This window comes from Nocardia sp. NPDC059691, from assembly GCF_042733915.1.
GTDB lineage: Bacteria > Actinomycetota > Actinomycetes > Mycobacteriales > Mycobacteriaceae > Nocardia > Nocardia sichangensis.
Genome location: NZ_JBHWFB010000001.1, coordinates 441,345 through 461,264, shown reverse-complemented (window position 1 = coordinate 461,264; position 19,920 = coordinate 441,345). Strand labels below are relative to the sequence as shown.

16 protein-coding genes and 1 riboswitch are annotated in these 19,920 nt (G+C 68.4%); of the genes, 6 read left to right on the top strand and 10 right to left on the bottom strand.

Going from position 1 to position 19,920, the window contains the following annotated elements:
- Positions 1 to 129 precede the first annotated feature (129 nt).
- The 3 genes from ACFV2O_RS02190 to ACFV2O_RS02180 all read left to right on the top strand — a co-directional run bounded on the left by ACFV2O_RS02190 (position 130) and on the right by ACFV2O_RS02180 (position 1,290).
- Complete coding sequence (locus ACFV2O_RS02190; protein ID WP_364424856.1) at positions 130 to 600, top strand: DNA-directed RNA polymerase subunit beta; 471 nt, start codon at positions 130 to 132, stop codon at positions 598 to 600.
- A gap of 178 nt (positions 601 to 778) precedes the next feature.
- The gene (locus tag ACFV2O_RS02185; protein WP_355071076.1) at positions 779 to 1,003 is read left to right on the top strand and encodes a DUF397 domain-containing protein; all 225 of its coding nucleotides are present in this window, start codon (positions 779 to 781) and stop codon (positions 1,001 to 1,003) included.
- An 89-nt stretch (positions 1,004 to 1,092) separates the two neighbouring features.
- Entirely contained in the window at positions 1,093 to 1,290 is a 198-nt protein-coding gene (locus ACFV2O_RS02180; protein WP_379249548.1) for a hypothetical protein, read from the top strand.
- A gap of 47 nt (positions 1,291 to 1,337) precedes the next feature.
- On the opposite strand, the gene ACFV2O_RS02175 is transcribed toward ACFV2O_RS02180, so the two are convergent.
- From ACFV2O_RS02175 to ACFV2O_RS02145, 7 genes are all read right to left on the bottom strand, one after another.
- The gene (locus tag ACFV2O_RS02175; protein ID WP_355071079.1) at positions 1,338 to 2,084 is read right to left on the bottom strand and encodes a succinate dehydrogenase/fumarate reductase iron-sulfur subunit; all 747 of its coding nucleotides are present in this window, start codon (positions 2,082 to 2,084) and stop codon (positions 1,338 to 1,340) included.
- Positions 2,085 to 2,086: 2 nt separating this feature from the next.
- Positions 2,087 to 4,027, bottom strand: coding sequence for a fumarate reductase/succinate dehydrogenase flavoprotein subunit (locus ACFV2O_RS02170; protein WP_379249546.1), 1,941 nt, complete (start codon positions 4,025 to 4,027; stop codon positions 2,087 to 2,089).
- Positions 4,028 to 4,052: 25 nt separating this feature from the next.
- Positions 4,053 to 4,883, bottom strand: a complete 831-nt coding sequence (locus ACFV2O_RS02165) for a hypothetical protein (RefSeq protein WP_355071083.1) — start codon at positions 4,881 to 4,883, stop codon at positions 4,053 to 4,055.
- A gap of 774 nt (positions 4,884 to 5,657) precedes the next feature.
- Positions 5,658 to 5,945 (bottom strand): hypothetical protein, encoded by a 288-nt coding sequence (locus tag ACFV2O_RS02160; protein WP_379249544.1) that lies wholly within the window; start codon positions 5,943 to 5,945, stop codon positions 5,658 to 5,660.
- 191 nt (positions 5,946 to 6,136) lie between these two features.
- On the bottom strand, positions 6,137 to 7,099 hold the full coding sequence (locus tag ACFV2O_RS02155; RefSeq protein WP_379249542.1) for an alpha/beta fold hydrolase: 963 nt from the start codon (positions 7,097 to 7,099) through the stop codon (positions 6,137 to 6,139).
- A gap of 330 nt (positions 7,100 to 7,429) precedes the next feature.
- Positions 7,430 to 9,385, bottom strand: coding sequence for an acyl-CoA dehydrogenase family protein (locus ACFV2O_RS02150; RefSeq protein ID WP_379249540.1), 1,956 nt, complete (start codon positions 9,383 to 9,385; stop codon positions 7,430 to 7,432).
- A 161-nt stretch (positions 9,386 to 9,546) separates the two neighbouring features.
- Positions 9,547 to 10,728, bottom strand: coding sequence for an ATP-binding protein (locus ACFV2O_RS02145; protein WP_355071089.1), 1,182 nt, complete (start codon positions 10,726 to 10,728; stop codon positions 9,547 to 9,549).
- A gap of 168 nt (positions 10,729 to 10,896) precedes the next feature.
- Between ACFV2O_RS02145 and ACFV2O_RS02140 the strand changes: the two genes are divergently transcribed.
- From ACFV2O_RS02140 to ACFV2O_RS02130, 3 genes are all read left to right on the top strand, one after another.
- Positions 10,897 to 11,154 carry a hypothetical protein gene (locus ACFV2O_RS02140; protein ID WP_355071090.1) on the top strand — a complete coding sequence of 86 codons (258 nt, stop codon included), beginning with the start codon at positions 10,897 to 10,899 and terminating at the stop codon, positions 11,152 to 11,154.
- Between the two features lie 219 nt (positions 11,155 to 11,373).
- Positions 11,374 to 11,543, top strand: a riboswitch (cyclic di-AMP (ydaO/yuaA leader).
- A 78-nt stretch (positions 11,544 to 11,621) separates the two neighbouring features.
- Complete coding sequence (locus ACFV2O_RS02135) at positions 11,622 to 12,218, top strand: NlpC/P60 family protein (RefSeq protein WP_355071092.1); 597 nt, start codon at positions 11,622 to 11,624, stop codon at positions 12,216 to 12,218.
- 3 nt (positions 12,219 to 12,221) lie between these two features.
- A complete protein-coding gene (locus ACFV2O_RS02130; protein WP_356963164.1) occupies positions 12,222 to 12,626 on the top strand; it encodes an RNA-binding S4 domain-containing protein in 405 nt (134 codons plus the stop codon).
- Positions 12,627 to 12,647: 21 nt separating this feature from the next.
- Here the strand turns inward: ACFV2O_RS02130 and ACFV2O_RS02125 are convergent, their stop codons facing one another.
- The 3 genes from ACFV2O_RS02125 to ACFV2O_RS02115 are packed head-to-tail and all read right to left on the bottom strand — an operon-like array spanning position 12,648 to position 19,869.
- Complete coding sequence (locus ACFV2O_RS02125) at positions 12,648 to 14,510, bottom strand: fatty acyl-AMP ligase (RefSeq protein ID WP_379249537.1); 1,863 nt, start codon at positions 14,508 to 14,510, stop codon at positions 12,648 to 12,650.
- The gene (locus ACFV2O_RS02120; RefSeq protein WP_379249535.1) at positions 14,507 to 19,576 is read right to left on the bottom strand and encodes an SDR family NAD(P)-dependent oxidoreductase; all 5,070 of its coding nucleotides are present in this window, start codon (positions 19,574 to 19,576) and stop codon (positions 14,507 to 14,509) included. The genes ACFV2O_RS02125 and ACFV2O_RS02120 overlap by 4 nt, the downstream gene beginning before the upstream one ends.
- Positions 19,573 to 19,869: an acyl carrier protein gene (locus tag ACFV2O_RS02115; protein WP_364424850.1), complete on the bottom strand. Its 297-nt coding sequence runs from the start codon at positions 19,867 to 19,869 to the stop codon at positions 19,573 to 19,575. Before ACFV2O_RS02115 ends, ACFV2O_RS02120 begins: the two co-directional genes overlap by 4 nt.
- Positions 19,870 to 19,920: the final 51 nt, after the last annotated feature.

Here is a 19,920-nt window from a genome sequence, read left to right as displayed (position 1 = left end):
AAAGCAAAACTAGAGGTAGTCGCGCCACACTCGGCCATCGCCGCATTCTCATCGGTCCGCGAGCGGTAGCCGGAGGGGTTCCGTATGGCGCGCACTCATCGTCGAACCACACAACTGCAGGGGTTGTCAGTGGAGCAGAGGCCACTCGGGGATACGCCACGATCCAGATGCCTGTTCTACCGGCGGGAATGCGATCTGCCCGCCGTTGTGGATCCGCCCGAGCTCGGCCGGATCGTGATGCGCGCGGGGTCGGTGTGGGCGTTGACCATGCCGAGCAGCCTGGGTCAGGCGGTCAAGGCGCACATGCAGAGCAAGAGCGTGCGGCTGGGCCCGATCCTGGCGCACCCGCGATCGAATCGCTGGACCTTCCTGATCGCGCCGGACCTGCCGGAAAACGATACGCGTCTGTTCGCGGAGTTGTTCCGGCTCAACGTCTCGGTCTGCCGCACGGGGTCGACGATCGCGTTGCCGTCCCCGACGGCGTCGGTCGGCGCGATTCGTTCTTGGATAGTGCCGCCGCGGAACAGGTTTCGCCCGTCCGGCCGGGTGGTCGTCGCGGCCATTCGTGCGTGGGCGGAGCCCGCACCACGCCGCCGCTGAGCGCAGGCGGCGAATCACGTGGCCGGTCGGAGTACCGGGCCGTTCTTCGTCGGTTGTTCGCCCGACAGCGCCGGTCGGCGGCGGTACTATCGGGCGCGCGTGCGTGCGCCCAGCGGTGGTGCTGGGTTCTCGGTCCGTACACACGTCTCCCACGGCAGATAGCGAAGGAGTCCGTCTCGTGAGCATTCAAGGCAACACGAACATCGACCTGTCCGGCGCCACGTGGCGGAGGGCCGGGGAAGGGGCGGGCAACGACAGCGTCGAAGTGGCGCTGCTCGCCGACGGACACGTGGGGATGCGCAACGGGAACGATCCCGAGGGGCCGGTGCTGATCTTCACGCCCGCGGAGTGGGCCGCCTTCACTGCCGGTGTGCAGGACGGAGAGTTCGACCGGCCGCGATAAGACACGGCCGCCTTCGTAGATCACGGAATGACACATTTTCGGCAACGAAAAGACGTTTACCGAGGCTGAATTCGGGTAGTCCATCATCTGTGGACCGAGGGCTCAAGAGTTCCCATCCCCGGTACCGGAAATTGCGGCCGGACGATTGGGTGGAATGGCTGATCGTCGCGCTGTTGTTCGCGGTGTCGGCGGTCGGAGTCTTCGTCCTCACCAGCTCGCTGCTGTCGGCGCTGTTCGTCGGCCTGCTGGTGTGGGTCGTGGCCCTCGGCGTCGTGGCCATGTTGTAAGGGTGCGCCGACCGGCCGGGGATTGCCCCGGCCGGTTGTCCGGCGTCCTATCGGCGGAACAGCTTGTTGCCCAGCCAGACCAGCGGGTCGTACTTGCGGTCGGCCACCCGTTCCTTCATCGGGATCAACGCGTTGTCGGTGATCTTGATGTGCTCGGGGCAGACCTCGGTACAGCATTTGGTGATGTTGCACAGACCGAGCCCTTGCTCGTCCTGGGCGAGTTCGGTGCGGTCGCCCGCATCCAGCGGGTGCATCTCCAATTCACTGATCCGCATCAAATAGCGCGGCCCGGCGAACGCTTTCTTGTTCTCTTCGTGGTCACGCACCACGTGACAGGTGTTCTGGCACAGGAAGCACTCGATGCACTTGCGGAATTCCTGCGAACGTTCGACGTCGACCTGCTTCATCCGGTACTCGCCCGGTTTGAGATCGGCGGGTGGCGTGAAAGACGGTATCTCCCGCGCCTTTTCGTAATTGAACGACACGTCCGTCACGAGGTCCTTGATCACGGGGAAGGTGCGCATCGGCGTCACCGTGATCACTTCGTCCTGGGTGAAGGTGGACATCCGGGTCATGCACAACAGGCGCGGCCGCCCGTTCACTTCGGCCGAACAGGAACCGCACTTGCCCGCCTTGCAGTTCCAGCGCACGGCCAAATCGGGCGCCTGGGTGGCCTGTAGCCGGTGGATGATGTCGAGTACGACCTCGCCCTCGTTCACCAGCACGGTGAAATCCTGCAGTTCTCCGCCGTCGAGATCGCCGCGCCATACGCGGAATTTGGCGTCGTAACCCATCGTTACGCCTCTCGCTCCGTCGATTGCCCGGCCGCGGCCGGGTGCCCGGCGAGTTCATCCGGGGTGTAGTACTTCTCGAGCTCGCCGAGATCGAAGAGGGCGAGCAGGTCCGATCGCATCGGGATCTGATCCTTGCGCGTCACGGTGACGCCGGGGATCGGGTCGCCGGCCGTGCCCGGATCCACCGCGCAGACCAGCAGTTTGTTCCGCCAGTCGGGGTCCATGGACGGGTGGTCGTCCCGGGTGTGCCCGCCGCGGCTCTCGGTCCGCAGCAGCGCCGCGTGCGCCACGCATTCGCTGACCAGCAGCATGTTCTGCAGGTCGAGCGCGAGATGCCAGCCGGGGTTGAACTGGCGGTGGCCCTCGACGGTCACCTGGCGGAACCGGGCACGCAACTCGGCGAGTCTGTCGATCGCCTCGCGCACCTCGTGTTCCTTGCGGATGATGCCGACCAGGTCGTTCATCGTCTGCTGCAAATCGGTGTGCAAGGTGTAGGGGTTCTCCCCTTTGCCGTCGGCGGGCGGATCGAACGGCGCCACGGCGGCCTTCGCGGCGTTCGTGACATCGTCGTCCGCGACTGCGGGCCGCTCGCCGAGCTGTTCCACATAGGCCGCGGCCCCGAGCCCGGCCCGGCGGCCGAACACCAGCAGGTCGGACAGCGAGTTTCCGCCGAGGCGGTTGGATCCGTGCATTCCGCCGGAACACTCACCCGCGGCGAACAGACCGGGCACCGTGGCCGCGCCGGTGTCCGGATCGACCTCGACTCCGCCCATCACGTAGTGACAGGTGGGCCCGACCTCCATCGGTTCCTTCGTGATGTCGACGTCCGCCAGCTCTTTGAACTGATGGTGCATCGAAGGCAGTCGTCGCACGATCTCCTCGGCGGGCATCCGGGAAGCGATGTCGAGGTAGACGCCGCCGTGCTCGGTGCCGCGCCCGGCCTTGACCTCCTCGTTGATGGCGCGGGCGACCTCGTCACGCGGCAGCAGGTCCGGTGTGCGGCGAGCGGAGTCGTTGTCGCGCAGCCACTGGTCGGCCTCTTCCTCGGTCTCGGCGTACTGCCCCTTGAAGACCGGCGGAATGTAGTCGAACATGAACCGCTTGCCCTCGGTGTTCTTCAGCACCCCGCCGTCGCCGCGTACGCCCTCGGTGACCAGGATGCCCTTCACGCTGGGCGGCCAGACCATGCCGGTGGGGTGGAACTGCAGGAACTCCATGTTGATCAGCGTCGCGCCCGCGCGCAGCGCCAGCGCGTGCCCGTCGCCGGTGTACTCCCAGGAGTTCGAGGTCACCTTGTACGACTTGCCGATGCCGCCGGTCGCCAGGACCACCGCGGGGGTCTCGAACAGGATGAAGCGGCCGGATTCGCGCCAGTAACCGAACGCGCCGGAGATGCGGTCACCGTCCTTGAGCAATTCGGTGATGGTGCATTCGGCGAAGACTTTGATGCGCTTCTCGTAGTCACCGGTCTCGGCGAAATCCTCTTGTTGCAGCGACACGATCTTCTGCTGCATGGTGCGGATGATCTCGAGGCCGGTCCGGTCGCCGACATGCGCGAGCCGCGGGTAGGTGTGGCCGCCGAAATTGCGCTGACTGATGCGGCCGTCCGCCGTCCGGTCGAACAGCGCCCCGTAGGTCTCCAGTTCCCACACTCGATCGGGCGCTTCCTGAGCATGCAATTCGGCCATGCGCCAGTTGTTCAGGAACTTGCCGCCGCGCATCGTGTCCCGGAAATGAACCTGCCAATTGTCCTTCTCGTTCGCGTTGCCCATCGACGCCGCGCAGCCGCCTTCGGCCATCACGGTGTGCGCTTTGCCGAACAGCGACTTGCACACCACCGCGACGGACAGGCCGTGCTCCCTGGCTTCGATGACCGCCCGCAATCCGGCGCCGCCCGCTCCGATCACGACGACGTCGTACTTGTGCCGTTCCACTTCTGCCATGCAGAGAAACTCCTCGATGAGGCGGTCAGTCGATGAACCGCAGGTCCGAAATCGTTTGGCTGGCAACCAACATGACGTAGAAGTCGGTCAGCACGAGCGTGCCGAGAGTGGTCCAGGCCAGCGCCATGTGCCGGGTGTTCAGCTTGGAGACCTGAGTCCAGAACCAGTAGCGCACCGGATGCGCGGAGAAGTTCTTGAGCCGTCCACCCGCGATGTGCCTGCACGAGTGGCACGACAGCGTGTAGGCCCACAGCAGGATCACGTTGACCAGCAGCACGATATTGCCGAGGCCGAAACCGAAGCCACCGGTCTTGCCGTGGAAGGCGACGATGGCGTCGTAGGTGTTGATCACCGAAACCACCAGGGCCACATAGAAGAAGTAGCGATGCGCGTTCTGGACGATCAGCGGCAGCCTGGTCTCACCGGTGTACTTGGCGTGCGGCTCGGCCACGGCGCAGGCGGGCGGGGAGAACCACACCGCCCGGTAGTAGGCCTTGCGGTAGTAGTAGCAGGTCAGGCGGAAACCGAGCAGGAAGGGCAGCACCACGAAGCCCAGTGGCAGGATCGCGGGCAGATCGCCGAAAGGGGTGCCGAAATGGCTGGAGCCCTCGACGCAGGAAGTGCTCAGGCACGGTGAATAGAACGGGGTCAGATAGTGATAGTCCGGGACCCAATATGCCGTGCGCACATACGATCTGATCGTCGCGTAGATGACGAACGCGGCTAGCCCGAGCACCGTGACGAGTGGGGGGATCCACCATCGGTCGGTGCGCAACGTGCGATCCGAGATTCGGGCCCTTGTTCTGCTGAATACGCCGGTGCCCGCTTCGGGGGCGGCGGTCGGTGCGGCACTCACAGGCGGATGCCTCGCTGATCTTGTGTGCGGGTGGTCATCGTTACCTCCGCAATCGAATGTGATGCTGAGCACCATACGACACGTGCGCTATTGATCGAACGGGGTCTCGACAAACATGCCCCGCCGTCAACCGTATGATTTGCGCCACATCAGGCACGCCGCATGCTTGTCTACGCGGGTTCCGGGCCAACCGGACTTTTCGAAGTCACCTTCCGCGAAACAAGATTCGAGCAGGCAAAAACGGGATGCCGGAATTGTCTCTTCAACCGCCGTGTGAAGACATTGATCCTCGGCCATATCCGACCGGAATCAACGTGTTGACCTGCTCGGATGCACCCGGCAACGGGAGGGTGCGACCGGAGCGCCTGTGCAGGCAGCTGCACGCGCCGCGCGGCCTCGCCGGAGGTCGGCCTCGATGGTGTGCCCGCCGCGGTGACCGAACGCTCGGTGCGGGAGCCGACACGGGTGGCGGTCTCGGCGCCGGTGCGCGGGAGAACGACTCGATCGTCGCGCCGGGCAAGGTGAACATCTTCATCGCGCTCGGTGTCCGGCGGGGGTGAGCGGCTTGCGCGCCATGGCGGGTCGCTGCACGAACTGTGTCGTGCGGAGGACCGATACGGCTCAGACGTCGTCCATCGCGCGCTGTGCGATCACGGCGGCGCCGTGCGCCAGGCCGCCGGGACCGCGCGCGGCCCGGTGGCACGGGTGCGGCCGCCACGGCAGGCATCGGGCAGGGAGTACCGCGATGGGCGGCTCGCGCCGCCCACCCCGGAACTACTTCGTCCGCGGACGGGAGTGGAAGCCGAGCCCCTCGTCCTGTGCGCCCATCCAAGCGGCCTCGTCGGACTTGCTGTCCGGCACGTAGATGACGTCTTGGGCGGTCTGCCGCACCTCCGGCGGCGGTGACTGCTCGAGTTCGTCGGCGTCGATGGCGAGGCGTTCGAGGTCGTTCTCCAACCGCCGCACCGTGCTGGCGTCGCCGTACTGGGTGCGGAGTACGCCGATGGATTGCCGGAGTTGGCCGACCGCGTAGCGTAGTTCCGCGAATTCGCTGCGAGTCATCGATACCTCCTGAATTCCCTGGCGGACATGCGAACTCGGTGCCGTGACGCGCGGTTGCCCGTTTGCCTTGGGCCGCGCTGTACCGAGCCGTGTGACCCACCACACAACGTGATCTACAACACAGTACCGAAAGAATTCGATCCTGGCTCGCGTGCGGTCGAAATCCGATGGTTGCCGCTCGATTGCCGAGCTCAGCCCGCTGCGGCGTATCCGGCACCCGACGGCGCCGCGGCGAACGCGCGCTCGGCGAGTCCGGCGATGGACAGCGCGACTTCTTCGGCCCGCTCGAGCAGCACGCTGTGCCCGGCGCCTTCGAGCCGGACCAGTTCGGAACCGGCCAGCTGGGAGGCCAGTGCCACCGAGTGCGCGAACGGGAAGATGAGGTCCGCCGAGCCCGCCAGCACCAGCGTGGGAATCGCGCCGAGCCGGTGCAGAGTCGCCGTCTCGTCGAAGGTGATCAGCGAGTGCAGGAATCCGGCCATGGTCAGCAGCGGCGTGTCGTTCAGCATGGCCGTGGCCAGCGCAGCGATCCGGGGGTTCACCTTCCTGGTGCCGAATTCGGCCTCGCGCAGGATCGGCGTGAACAGGCGGCGGGTCAGGTGTCTGGACGCCCGCATCACCCTCGGGGCGTGCGTGACGGCGGCTTGCAGCGAGTTCACTGCCCGCCGGTTCAACAAGCGCGCCAGCCCCACCTCGGTGATCCCGGCGGCAGCGGCCGCGAGCAACCCGACGCCTGCGATCCGCGTGCCGATGGCCTGCGGGTAGAGCCGGGCGTAAGAGAGCACGACCATCGCGCCCATCGAGTGGCCGACCAGGATCACCGGACCGGTCGGCGCGACCGTCCGCAACACGGTGTCCAGGTCGTGCCCGAGCTGTTCGATGGTGTAGGTCGACGGATGCGCCACCCCGGATTCGCCGTGGCCGCGGTGATCGTAGAACACCATCCTGGTGTCGTCTCCCCACTGTCGCAGGAGGTGCTCGCGCAGGTAGGTCCAGGATTCGGTGCGCAGGCAGTGGCCGTGCACGAAGACGACGGTCGCGAGGGCGTCGTCGCCGCCGAAGACGCGGACCGCGAGGGGAACGCCGTCTTCGGCAGACACTGTGACGTGGTGGCCGTCGTGATCGACGGCGCGGCGGGTGATGGTCGTGGACATGGCACCCTCCTGTGGGCGCGGCGCATGTTCGGCGCCTCTTGCCCAGATGTCGCACTGGATTTCCGCTCCGTTAACCCCCTACACCTGCCGTTACGTACACGTTGTCCAACCGAGGCTGCCGGTCGATCGAGCAGCTGGCTTCAATCGCACAGGAAAATCTACGAAACACTAGTCGGAAAACTAGATAGCTTTAGATTGCCCTGATCGCTATGCGCGGCACGCTCGCGAGAAATATCTGCGGTTCTCTAGGAGAATTCCGATATTGGCGAATAGTTCGCGAGCGACCGCCCGCCGCACGCTCGGGTGGGCGTGCGGCGGGTCCGCTACCGCTCAGGCTTCCGCGCGGGGACGCGTGGACGGCAGGAATGGATGCAGGAGGTTCTCCTCGGTGGATGGGCCCATCTGCCACTCCGCGATCCACGGGCCGGTCCCCTCGCTCGGGTCGAGCACGCCGCCCTCCAGCCATTCGTAGCGGCCGTCGAGCACGCCGCGGGTGAGGGTGCGGTCGTCGTCGTCGGTGTTCTCCCACAGCGCGTCGAACAACTCGCGCACGCGCAGCCGTGACTGCCTGCAGAAGGTGTCCGCCAGTTCTTCGGCCGCCTTGCCCTCCGGCGCGTCGGCGGCGCGCAACGCGTGGGCTCGCACGCAGGCCGCCGACATCGCGAACAGCTCGGCGCCGATGTCGACGATCCGGCCGAGGAAGTTCTGCCGGTACTCCAGGCCCGCCTGCCACCGGCCCATCGCGTACATCAGGGACCTGGCCTGCTTGCGCGCACTGCGCTCGACGAAGCGCAAATGCCGGGCCAGCACGCCGAATTCGGTGTACGCCGCGGGTACCGTCCCCGCGCCGACCGCGAGCTGCGGGAACCACTTGGCGTAGAAACCCGTCGCGCCGACCGCGGCCTTCGCCTTGTCCTTGAACTCGGCCTTGCGGTCGACCAGCGCGCCGGCGGCCGCCATGTGCGCGTCCGCCATCTCCCTGGCGATCAGCAACCGCATGATCTCGCTGGAGCCTTCGAAGATGCGGTTGATCCGCAGATCGCGCACCAGCTGCTCGGCGGGGACGGCCCGCTCGCCCCGCGCGGCGAGCGAGGCCGCCGTCTCGTAGCCGCGGCCGCCGCGGATCTGCACGAGTTCGTCGGCGATCCGACAGCTCATCTCACTGGCCCACAGCTTGGCCAGCGCCGCTTCGATCCGTATGTCGTTGCGGCCCTCGTCGGACATGGTGGCCGACAGATCGAGCGCCGCCTCCAGCGCGAACGTCGTCGCCGCGATGAACGCGATCTTCTGACCGACGGCCGCGTGCTCGCCGACCGGCCTGCCCCACTGCACCCGCTGGGTGCTCCACTCCCGCGCGATCTTCAGCGACCACTTTGCGGCGGCGGTGCACAACGCGGGGATGGCGAGCCTGCCCGCGTTCAGGGTGGTGAGCGCGATCTTGAGGCCGTCGCCCTCCCGGCCGATCAGGTTGCGCTTGGGCACCCGGACGTCGTGCATCCGGGTCAGGCCGTTCTCGATGCCGCGCAAGCCCATGAACGAGTTGCGCCGCTCGACGGTGATGCCCGGTGAGTCGGCTTCGACCACGAACGCCGAGATGCCACCGCGGTGCCCCTCGCTCTTGGGCACGCGTGCCATCACCACCAGCAACTCGGCGACCACGCCGTTGGTCGTCCACAGCTTCACGCCGTTGAGCAGGTAGGCCTCGCCGTCCTCGGTCGGCGTCGCGGTACTGGCCATCCTGGCCGGATCGGAGCCGACGTCGGGCTCGGTGAGCAGGAACGCGCTGACCGCCCCGGCCGCGCAGCGGGGCAGGAACTCGGCCTTCTGCTCGTCGGTGCCCGCCAGTTTCAGCGGTTCGGGCACCCCGATCGACTGATGTGCGGACAGCAGCACGCCGAGGCTCGGGTGCGCCGAGCCGACCAGCATCAACGCTCGGTTGTAGCCGAACTGGGAAAGTCCCTGGCCGCCGAACGATTGTGGGATCTTCAGGCCGAAGCAACCGAGTTCGGCCAGGCCCTTGACGTACTCGTCCGGGATCCGGCTCTCCGCTTCGATCACCGATCCGTCGATGGACTCGCACAGCGTCCGCAGCCGGGACAGGAACGCCTCGGTCCGCTCGGCGTCCTCGGGGCCGGGCTCCGGATACGGGTGGATCAGGTCGAGCCGGAACCGCCCCAGGAACATTTCCTTGGCGAAGGACGGCTTGGCCCAGCTCGTTTCGCGGGATTCCTCGACCAGTGCGCGGGCCTGTTCTTCGGTGGCGTCGACTTTCGCGGCTGTCGCCATGATGTCCTCCCTCGGACGTGATCAGGATCACATCCGAGTGTAGGAGGGTTTGTTACTCATCGGTAGGCCTGCTGGTCGAGATAAATCTACGAATATCTACTGATCTTGAAAGACGGGCGAATAGTTGGCAATCAATCGCCGCGCGCGTGGCCTGCGGGCGCTCAGACCGAGCGCAGATAGCGGCCGAAGTGCGGCACCGTGAATCCGATGGTGCCGCGCTCGGCGGAGTAGATGAGGCCTTTCTTGATCAGGCCGTCCCGGGCGGGCGAGAGGGAAGCCGGTTTGCGGCCGAGTTCGTTGGCCACCGCCGCGGTTGCCACCGGGCCGTCGTCGCCGGACAGGTCGGCCATGGCGCGCATGTATTCCCGCTCAGCGGGGGTGGCCCGCTCATAACGGGAACCGAAGAATCCGACCGCCAACTCTTCCTCGGCGGCGGGCGAGGCCACCTCCACATCCTCGGCCGTGATCGGACTCTCCGGCGCCTGATCCCATGCGGCCTTGCCGTACGCCTGCACGAAATACGGGTAACCATCGGCCTTGCTGTACAACGAGTCCAATGCCTCGTCGGTGAACTTCACATCCTCGCGCTGGGCGGGCGCGATCAGCGCTTGGTCGGCGGACTCCCGATCCAGGCGGTCGATGCGGTGATAGCTGAATAGTCGTTCCGAGTAGCTCTTCGAGGCGGACAGCACCGCGGGCAGGTGCGGCAGGCCCGCGCCCACCACGATCAGCGGTGCGGCGTCCTGGCTCAGTTCGTGGCACGCGCCGCAGATCGCGGAGATGTCGGCGGGCCCCAGATCCTGCATCTCGTCGATGAAGATCGCGATGCCGACGCCGATGTCACCGGCCAGCGCCGCCGCCTCGACCAGCAGCTCCACCAGATCGATCTCGATGTCGCCGGAATCGGCCCGGCCGCTCACCGCGGGCACGTCGATGCCGGGCTGCCAGCGTTCCCGCATGCCCTTGTCCGCGGTGGACCGCAGCGCGAAAGCCTTGAGGATGCCGAGGAAGTCGTCCACCCGCTCCGGATTGCGGTGCGCCGTCGCGATCGCCCGCGCCGCCATGTGCAGCGCCGAGGACAGCGGGCGGCGCAATTCCTGGTCCGGGCGCGCCTCGATCTTGCCGGTGCCCCAGCCGCGCGAGATGGCGGCCGAGCGAAGCTGGTTGAGCAACACCGTCTTTCCGACGCCGCGCAAGCCGGTGAGCATGACGCTGCGTTCCGGCCTGCCGCGCGCGACGCGTTCGAGCACGATGTCGAAAGCCGTGAGTTGCTTGTCGCGCCCAGCCAATTCGGGCGGGCGCTGTCCTGCACCAGGGGCATACGGATTCCGCACGGGGTCCATGCCCCGACACCGTAGCGCGTTTCGTCCGGATAATCTGGGCACATCTATGGCGTGTTCTAGAAAGCCTTAGCGTTTCGTATTGCACTATTGCTCTCGCCGCCGGCTCTCTAGGCTGGTTGCGGTTCGCCAGAACGGTCGCGCGGCACGGCAGCGCGGGAACGGAGGGGCATGTCCGACGAACCACCTCTCGCCGGCCTCGCCGAGGTAGTCGGGTCCTGGAACGTACCGGCGGGCGCCACGGTGGCCCAGCGCATCCGGTCCAACATCCTCGTCGCGATCGAGCGGGGCTACGACGATCCACAGCTGGTCGCCGATCTCGCGGTCGGCCCGCTGGTCATGGCGCTCGGCAAGCTCGAGGTCGAGCTGGCCGAGGCGCGCCGCAGGATCGACGAACTCGAGCGCGCGGTGCACGGAACGCGCCCCTGAACCCGAGTGGTCGGACGGGTCGGCGATGTCCTTCGGTGACCTCGCGCCGCCCGGCGAGATCAGTCCGTGACCTTCGCTTGGGCGGCCATTTTCCGCCGATCCAAGCGGGCTCCGGTCGTGATGGAAAAGACGCAGCTCTGTGGGGTGGACAACATCGCGTCGGCACCGTAATCTCTTCGTGACTTAGTGGAACCAGTCGCTTCGTAAGAGAAACGGCGCCACTAGTTACCGCCTTAACGGCTGTCGGGGCCAACCGGTCTCGGCTGTCGTACCGGGGACCCACAGGTTCGTCTGGGGTGAATCCTCGAGGCCGATTTCGGTCGCGAGGTAGGGCCGCTCTCCCGGCCCGAGCCCGTCAGCTAACCCGGTCGGCGGGAGAGCAGCAAGATCGGAGACGTAGCTCGGTGGGTAAACACAGCTTGCAACGGGATTCTCGGGTTCCGAATTCCGTCAAGGGTGCGATTGTCATGGGTGCGGTGGCCGCGACCGGCGCCATGCCCGCGATTCCGGCCATGGCCGCGACCATCAACGTTCCCGGTGTCGGCAATTTCGATGTTCCGCAGGAATGGGAACAGCCGGTCCAGCAGCTCAATCAGCAGATCCAGCAGGCGCTCGCGGCCGTTCCCGCCGCCCCTGCCCAGGCGCCGCAAGAGGTCGCTCCTCAGGCTCCCAATTTCGCGCCCATGCTGCCGGGCCTGTTCGGCCAGCAGCAGAGCAACTCCCCGGGTGACATCGCCCTCGACGCCGCCAGGACCAAGGTCGGCGCCCAGTACTCCTGGGGCGCGGCGGGTCCCCGCTCCTTCGACTGCTCCGGTCTCGTCCAGTGGGCATTCCGTCAGGCGGGCATCGAGCTTCCCCGCACCAGCTTCGAGCAGTCGCACGTCGGCGCTCCGGTCGCTTACAACGAGCTGAAGCCGGGTGACATCGTCATCACCAACGGCGGCGGTCACGTCGGCATCTACGCGGGCGACAACAAGCTCCTGAACGCGGTGCAGACGGGTACGCCGGTTTCCTACACGCCGCTGCGCCCCGACATGGTGGTCACCGCACGCCGTATCGTCTAACGAGTGGCCCGCGCCGAATCCGGCATCCAGAACACCGCCACCCAGGCCCGCGTTGATTCGTGGACCTGGGCGGTGCGTCTGTTCAAGACCAGATCCGCCGCTGCGGAGGCATGTCGTGGCGGGCACGTCCGGGTGAACGGCGCGACAGTCAAGCCCGCACAGCCCGTGCGTCCCGGTGACGAGGTCCGCGTCCGCGCGGGCGGTATCGAACGCATCGTCATCGTGGAGCGGATCGTCACCAAGCGCGTCGGCGCTCCGATCGCCGCGCAGTGCTTGATCGATCGCAGTCCGCCTCCTCCCCCGCGCGAAATCCTGGCGAGCATGCCCCGCCGTGACCGCGGCGCAGGGCGGCCCACCAAGCGTGAGCGTCGCGAGACCGACCGTCTCATGGGCCGAGACGAGCACTGAACGAAAGCCGGCGACCGCTGGTCAGATCATGGCCACCGGGCTGAGTCGGCCCGCCAGATAGCGTGCCCTGCACTCGCCGCGGCGGAGCTTTCCGCTGCTGGTCTTGGGGATTCGCCCCGGCTCGAGGAGCAGTACCGCACCGGGCATCACCTCGTGGGTGGACGCGACCGCGGTGCGGATGCGCCGGGCCAACGCGAACAGTTCGATCGGCTCGCGTCCGTCGACCGTGCCGAGTTCGGCGGCGACGACCAGGTCTTCGCGCAGCCCGTCGTCGTGCCCGAACGCCGTCACGTGACCCGGCCTGACCTCGGGCGCGCATGCCTGCACCGTCGCCTCGATGTCGGCGGGATAGTGATTGCGTCCGTCGACCACGATGACGTCCTTGCGGCGGCCCGCGATGTAGAACTGGCCCTCGTGCTGGAAGCCGAGATCGCCGGTGCGCAGCCACCGGGCAGTGCTTCCCGGCAGCGTGGCGCCGAATATCTCCGCCGTGGCATCCGGTCTCCCGAAATATCCGTCGCACACATTGTCTCCGGCCACCCAGATCTCGCCGACGCGTCCAGCGGGCAGCGCGGTTCCGAGCACCGGATCGACGATCCGCAGCTGTTGTCCAGCGGGTGCGCCGCACCCGACCAGCGGCACACCGTCCACGGATCCCGCCGCGTCCTCGGACAGCGCGACCGCGCGGCCTTCGGACAGTGCGGCGCGGTCGAAACGGTGCCATACCGGGTTCTCGCGCTGGTCGCAGACGGTGACCGTCAGGGTGGCCTCGGCCAAGCCGAAGCCGGGAGTGTGCGCGTGATGGCGAAAACCGTAAGGGGCGAAGGTCTCGGTGAACTCCTGCAAGGCGTCGGCGCGGACCGGCTCCGAGCCGTTGAGCACGATGTCCAGTCCGGACAGGTCCAGCCCGGCCCGCTCGGCGGGGGTGGTGCCGGACACCGCGAGTTTCAGGCCGAAATTGGGACACCCCGTGGTACCGGCGCGGTAGTCGGCGATCGCGCGCAGCCAGCGGACGGGGCGCTTCACGAACTCGGCGGGCGCCAGCGTGATGCCGTGCACGCCCAGGAAGAGTGGCAGCGAAAGGCCGAGGATCAGACCCATGTCGTGGAAGAACGGCAGCCAGGTCACGACGGGCTGATCGTCCGCGACCGACACGGCGTGCCCGAGCTGCGTCAACGCCGTGGCGAGGTTGTCGTGCGTGACCCGGACGCCCGCGGGAGACCTCGTCGATCCGGAGGTGTACTGCAAATAGGCCAGCTCGTCGCACACCGGATCGATCACCGGTGCGGCCGACGGCGTGGCGGGACGAATGCCGGGTGCGACGAAGCGTGTCTCGAGTGACCCCGCGCGGCGTGCCGTCGGGTCGGCCACGCTCGCCGACGCCATCGCGGTAGGCGCGCCGGACCTGATTCCCTCGGCTGAACCCCAGTCCGGCACACCGGGATTCGCGGGCAAGGCGAGAGCTCGTCCCAGTGCGGTGCCCAGGATCGGCGCGGTGATCTCGTCGTGAGCGGAGAGCAGGCTGAGCGAGGGCCTGGCATCGGCCAGGACGGCGTGCAGGCGTTCGCGGTTGCGTGCGCCCGCGGCCGGGAACAGCGGCACCGCGACTCGATTGCTGTACAGGCAGGCGAGAAACGCCACCGCATAGTCGATGCCGTGGGCGCAGAGGATGCCCACGCGGTCGCCGGGGGCGCTTTCCTGCCGCAATCGTGCTGCCAGCGCGCCCGACGCGGCATGCAGGCGCGCGTAGGTCAGCGTGACGGGCTTGCGTTCCTGGACGCGGAACCGCAGCTCGGTGAAGGCGGGCTCGTCCGGGCGGGTGGCGGCCCACGCGGCCACCGAAGTCGCGAGACCATTCCCCGCCGGGTGGTCGCCGCGGCTCACGAGGTCTCTCCGGTGTTCGCGGCGACCCGGTCCAGTAGGGCGGCGCCGAGGGCGGTGATGGTGGGGTGCTTGAACAACTCCGCCGTCGCGATCCGGACGCGCAGCCGCGCTTCCAGGTTTCGGCGCATCTCGATCGCGAGCAACGAACTGAGTCCGAGGTCGTTGAAGTCGGCCCCGGCGTCGATGTGCTCGGCGGGCAGATCGAGCGTGCTCGCAAGAACGCGGCGGATGGTCGTGGTCAGCGGTTCGGCGGGCTCGGGCGTGCGCTCACTCGTCTCGGCGCGGGCGGGCGCGGGGTCGGGACGGCCGACGGGCACGAGCAGATTCGTCAAACGGATCGCGATCGGGGAAGTGTCGGTCGTCGGCATGTGCTCCAGCGCCAGGAGGTATGGGCCGTCGTAGCGCAGGACTTGGGACAGTACGGCGCTTCCGCCCGGCAAGTCGAACGCGCCGATGCCCGCTCGACGCAGATGGCTCGCGCCGCCTGCCGCCGCGGCGAGGCCGGAATCCCACAGCCCCCAGCCGATGCTCAGGATCCGTCTGCCCGGATCACGCTGCGCGAGTGCGTCCATCGCGGCGTTGGCGGCAGCGTACGCGGCCTGCCCCGGCGCACCGAGAGCGCCGGTGGCCGAGGAGAACAGCAATACGAAGTCGGTGGCGTCGGTGGCGGTGAGCTCGATCAGATTGCCCGCCGCAGTGGATTTGGGCAGGAACGTCCTGGTCAGCTGGCCCGCGGTAATCGCGTCGAACCCGGCGTCCTCCAGCACGCCCGCCGCGTGCACGACACCGCGGATCATCGAGTCGGAGGCCCGGATGTCGCTGAGCGCGTTGGCCAGGTCGTCCCGGTCGGCGGCGTCGCAGCGCACCACGACGATGCGGTCCTCCAAGCCGTCGAGCAGCGCGGGCACCGGGCGAGGCGCCCTGGTCAGCACCACCACGTCGCGCGCGCCCGCGTCGAGCAACCAGCGCACGGCGACCGAGCCGAGCGTGCCCAGTCCGCCGGTGACGACGTATGTTCCGTTCGCGTCGACGCCGACGGCAGGCACGGCGCGTGGTCGCGCGGGCGTGAAGCGACGCACCGCGGTCTCACCCGCCGACAGGCGCAGCTCGTCGGGAACGGCGCTGTCGGTGGTCGCCACCAGGCGGGTGAGCAGCGGCAGGTTCCTGGGGTCGGAATCGGCCCAGACCAGGCGCACCGTACGACCCGTCTCCAGTTGCAGCGAACGCACCAGCCCGGCGATCGCCGCGGGGACGACCGAGGCCGCCACGGCGGGCTCATCGGGCCGCGAGAGCGGGCGGGCCGGATCCTCGTGCGGCAGTACCACCGTCACGGACGCGGTGGCGTCCTGAGCGGAGATCAATTGCAGCAGTTCGAGGACACGACCGGCCGCCGCGGCGCTCTTGCCCGCACTCACGCCGAAACCGGTGGGCCAGACGGCCACTACGGCGTGGTCACCGCTGCGCCCGGCCAGTACCGCGCTGACGAGCGAGCTCGCGTCGTCCGGTTCCCGCGCGATCCGTTCGGTGGGCAGCTCGGCGTCCAGTGCGCGGGCGAGCCGGACGGCGAGGTCGGAGGCGCCGACCACCACCGCGCGCCGCACGAGGGTCGCGGGTGCGTCACCGAGCCCGAGTGAACCGGGATCGCGCGACTCCCAGGACTCCTGACGGAAGGGCGCGTTTCGCGTTTCGTATTCGGCGGGCGCCGTGCGAAGCGTGCCGAGCCCCTCCTCGTCGGTGGGGTCGGCATAGCGAATGTGCACACCGGAGAAGGCGAGACAGGGCACCCCGTGCTGGTCGGTCGCGATGACGTCGCCGATCAATCCGGTGTCGGCGCGCTCGCGGACCAGCGCGTGCACCTCGAGCACGTGGCGATTCGGTTCATGTGACAGCCAGGCCGAGTCGATGCCGATCGGCAGCGGAATCGACGTGCCGGGCAATTCGTCGAACACCGCCGCGGCGAGCACGTGCAGGCAGCCGTCCAGCGTTGCGGTGCGATGCAATTCGGCGGCGTCGAACAGGCCCAGCGCCCGTCCGGTGCCCGCGGCGATGCCGCGCAGCGTGCGGAATCGCGGACCGTACTCCAGCCGTCTGCGGCGCAATTCCTGGTAGAAGACGCCGGTGGTGATGACGCGCATGTGATGTCTTGCGGCCCGGTTTGCGTCGACCACCCGCATCCATGCGACGATATCCGCGGGTGTGGGGTCACCGGCGGGCCGGGCCGAAGCCAGCGTTCCGGTGCCCGTGACCTCCGCCCGTACGCTTTCCTCCGCTCCCGGCCCGCGATAGACGACCTCGGGCAGGGCGCTGGGATCGGTCCTCTCATGTACGGCGAAATCGGTCAGTGCGGCCGCCCCCGCCGTGTCCTTGGCGAGCCGCAGCAGCCGCCGCAGCCAGAAGACGGCGGGCACGATGTTGTCGCCCTGTACCACGTGATGGGTCAGATCCTCGGCGGCGAAGGCGGATTCGGGGACGTGCGCGCTCGCGGGTCCGGCCACCAGCAGCGGGAATTTCCGCTTGCGCCACTGCCGCGGTACGGGTGTGCCGAAGGGGCCGAGCGCGGACCAGTCGACCGGCCGCCCCTCCAGGTACAGCCCGGCCACGCCGGTGAGAAAGCCGTTCGCCTCGTCATCGCGCAGCGCCACGGCATGCGTGCCGTCGCGGAAGTCCGGGTACTCCCGCACCGCCGCGAGCAACACCGGCTGCGGGCCGATCTCCACCACGGTGGCGATGCCGTCTTCGGCCGCGCGCTCGAGCGCGGCCGCCAATTCCACCGTGCCCGCGGCATTCTCCGTCCAGTAGTCGCGGTCCATGGCGGCGGTGGTGATTTTCGCGCCGCGCCGCGCCGTCGAATACACCGGCAGGCGCGGCGTCAGGGGCGTGATCTCGGTCAACGCCGCGACGAAAGGCGCGAGCACGGTGGTGACCTGCGGGCTGTGCGCGGCGAAGTCGACCGCGAGCCTGCGCGCGAACATGTTGCGGCGGGTGGCTCGCCGCACCAGCGTGTCGATATAGCGCGGGGTGCCGGACACGACTACCGACCTCGGGCCGTTGATCGCGGCGACGGCCACTTCCGATCGCATCGGCTCCACGAGTTTGGCCGCCTCGCCCGGGGCCGCCTCCAGCACTGCCATCGCGCCGCGCCCGTCCAGATGCGCCAGCGTCGCGCTGCGCAGCACCACCACGCGCGCCGCGTCCGCGAGGGTCAGCGCGCCGCTCACCGCCGCCGCCGCGATCTCGCCGAGACTGTGGCCGGCCACCGCATCAGGGCGGATCCCCCATGCCGCCAGCAATTTCACCAGCGCCACCTGGAAGGCGAACAACGCGGGCTGCACCAGATCGGTGGCTTGCGCCGCACCCGCGGAGGTGAATCCGTCACGCGGCGTCCAGACCCGCGGCCCGCCCGCCGTCACGATCGCGTCGGTCGCCTCGGTGAGTGCGGCGGCGAAGACCGGATATCGCGCCGCCAGCGCACGGCCCATCTTCGGATGCTGGCCGCCTTGCCCGGAGAACAGGAACAACAGCCCGCCGCGGCGGCAATTCGCCACGGGGCCCAGCGCCGCGTCGGCGTCGCCGTGGCCGAGCGTGCGCAACCGGTGCACCGCGTCGGCGTGATCGTGCGCGAGGATCGCGGCCCGGGTCGGCTCCGGCACCGCTCGCACCGCCGCTGCGACCGATTCGGGCAAGGAGGGCCCTGTTCGGTCGAATTCATCGGCCAGCCGCAGTGCGCGGTCGCGCAGTTCCTCCTCGTCACGTGCGGTGAGCGGCAGCAGTATCGGGAAGTGCGCATCGTGTTCGGGCCGCGCTCGCGTGGCGCCGCGGAGCACGAGATGCGCGATCGTGCCGCCGAATCCGAACGAGCTGATGCCCGCCACGCGTTCCGTCGCGTCCACCCGGCTCCAGTCCACCGGCTCGGTGGGCACGCGCAGGCCGCGCTCGGCCAAGTGCAGCAGCGGATGCTCGGTGTGCACGTTGATCGTCGGGGCGATCACCCCGTGGTGGATGGACAGCGCGGTCTTCACCATCCCGGTGACTCCGGCGGCGGCCTCCAGATGACCGATGTTGGACTTCACCGAACCGATCCAGATCGGGTCGTCCGAGCCGGGCCCGAGCGCGGCGGCGAGCGCGCCGACCTCCACCGCGTCACCCAAAGGCGTTCCGGTGCCGTGGCATTCGATGTACCCCGCGCTGCTGGGCGGGCGCCCGGCTCGCGACCACGCGGCCCGCAACGTCTCCTGCTGTGCGCGGCCGTTCGGCGCGTACAGGCCGTTGGAGCGGCCGTCCGATCCGACGGCGGTTCCGACGATCTCCGCGTACACCCGGTTGCCCTCGCGTACCGCGTCCGCGCTGCGCTGCAGAATCACCACGGCGCAGCCGTCGCCGCGGGTGTAACCGTCCGCGGCCACGTCGAACGGCGTCGAGCGTCCGCCGGGCGACAGGAAGCCGCCCTCGGCCAGGTAGTTCGAGGTGTGTTCCAGCAAGACGAGATTGACGCCGCCCACGATGGCGAACGGGACGGCGCCGTCGGCGAGCAGCCGGACCGCGAGGTCGACCGCGGCGAGCGAGGACGAGCACGCGCTGTCGAGTACCAGACTCGGCCCGTGCAGGTCGAGCACGTACGACAACCGGTTGGCGATGATGCTGAGCGCCGACCCGGTCACCGCGTAGGGCGCGTCGTGACCCGCGCGGCCGAGCACCGCGATGCCGTGGTCGTACCCCGACGCGCCGAAGACGACGGCCGCGCCGGAACCCCGCGTGCGATAGCCGATCCCGGCGTCGTCGAGCGCCTCGACCGCGACTTCCAGCGCGAGCCGCTGCTGCGGATCCATCAGCGCGGCCTCGCGGTCGGAGATGGCGAACCAGTCGTTGTCGAAGGACTCGACATCCGCGAGGTACCCGCCGCGCCGCGAGCCCAGCCGCCCGGCGGGCGGGGCGGACGTGGCGTCCCGGCCCTCGAGCAACAGCTGCCAGAACTCGGCGACGCTCGCCGCCCCGGGCAGTCGGCAGCCGATGCCGATGATGGAGACGGGTGGATGCGAGCCGACGGAATCAGTAGCCGCGCTGCTCATCGCATCGCGAGATACTCGACAAGCTGTTCGATGTCCGGATGGTCGTAGAGCGCGGTAAGCGGAACTTCGACTCCCATGGCGTCCTCGAGATAGGCGGTCAGCCTCGCGAGCTGAGTGGAACCGAGGCCGAGATCGGTGAATGGCGAGCTGGTCGACACCGAGGCGGCGTCGACACCTAGTAGATCCGCTACGGCAAGGACGGCGGCACAAGTGAGTGCGGTGCGTCGGCTATTGCCGAGCGAACCGTCGTGTTCCGGTGCACCACTGTGCCCGTCCGGAAGACCGGGCCGCATCGCGTCCTCCCTCCCCGTCTCCCCGGCTGCTGTCACCGCTCGAGAACGGTA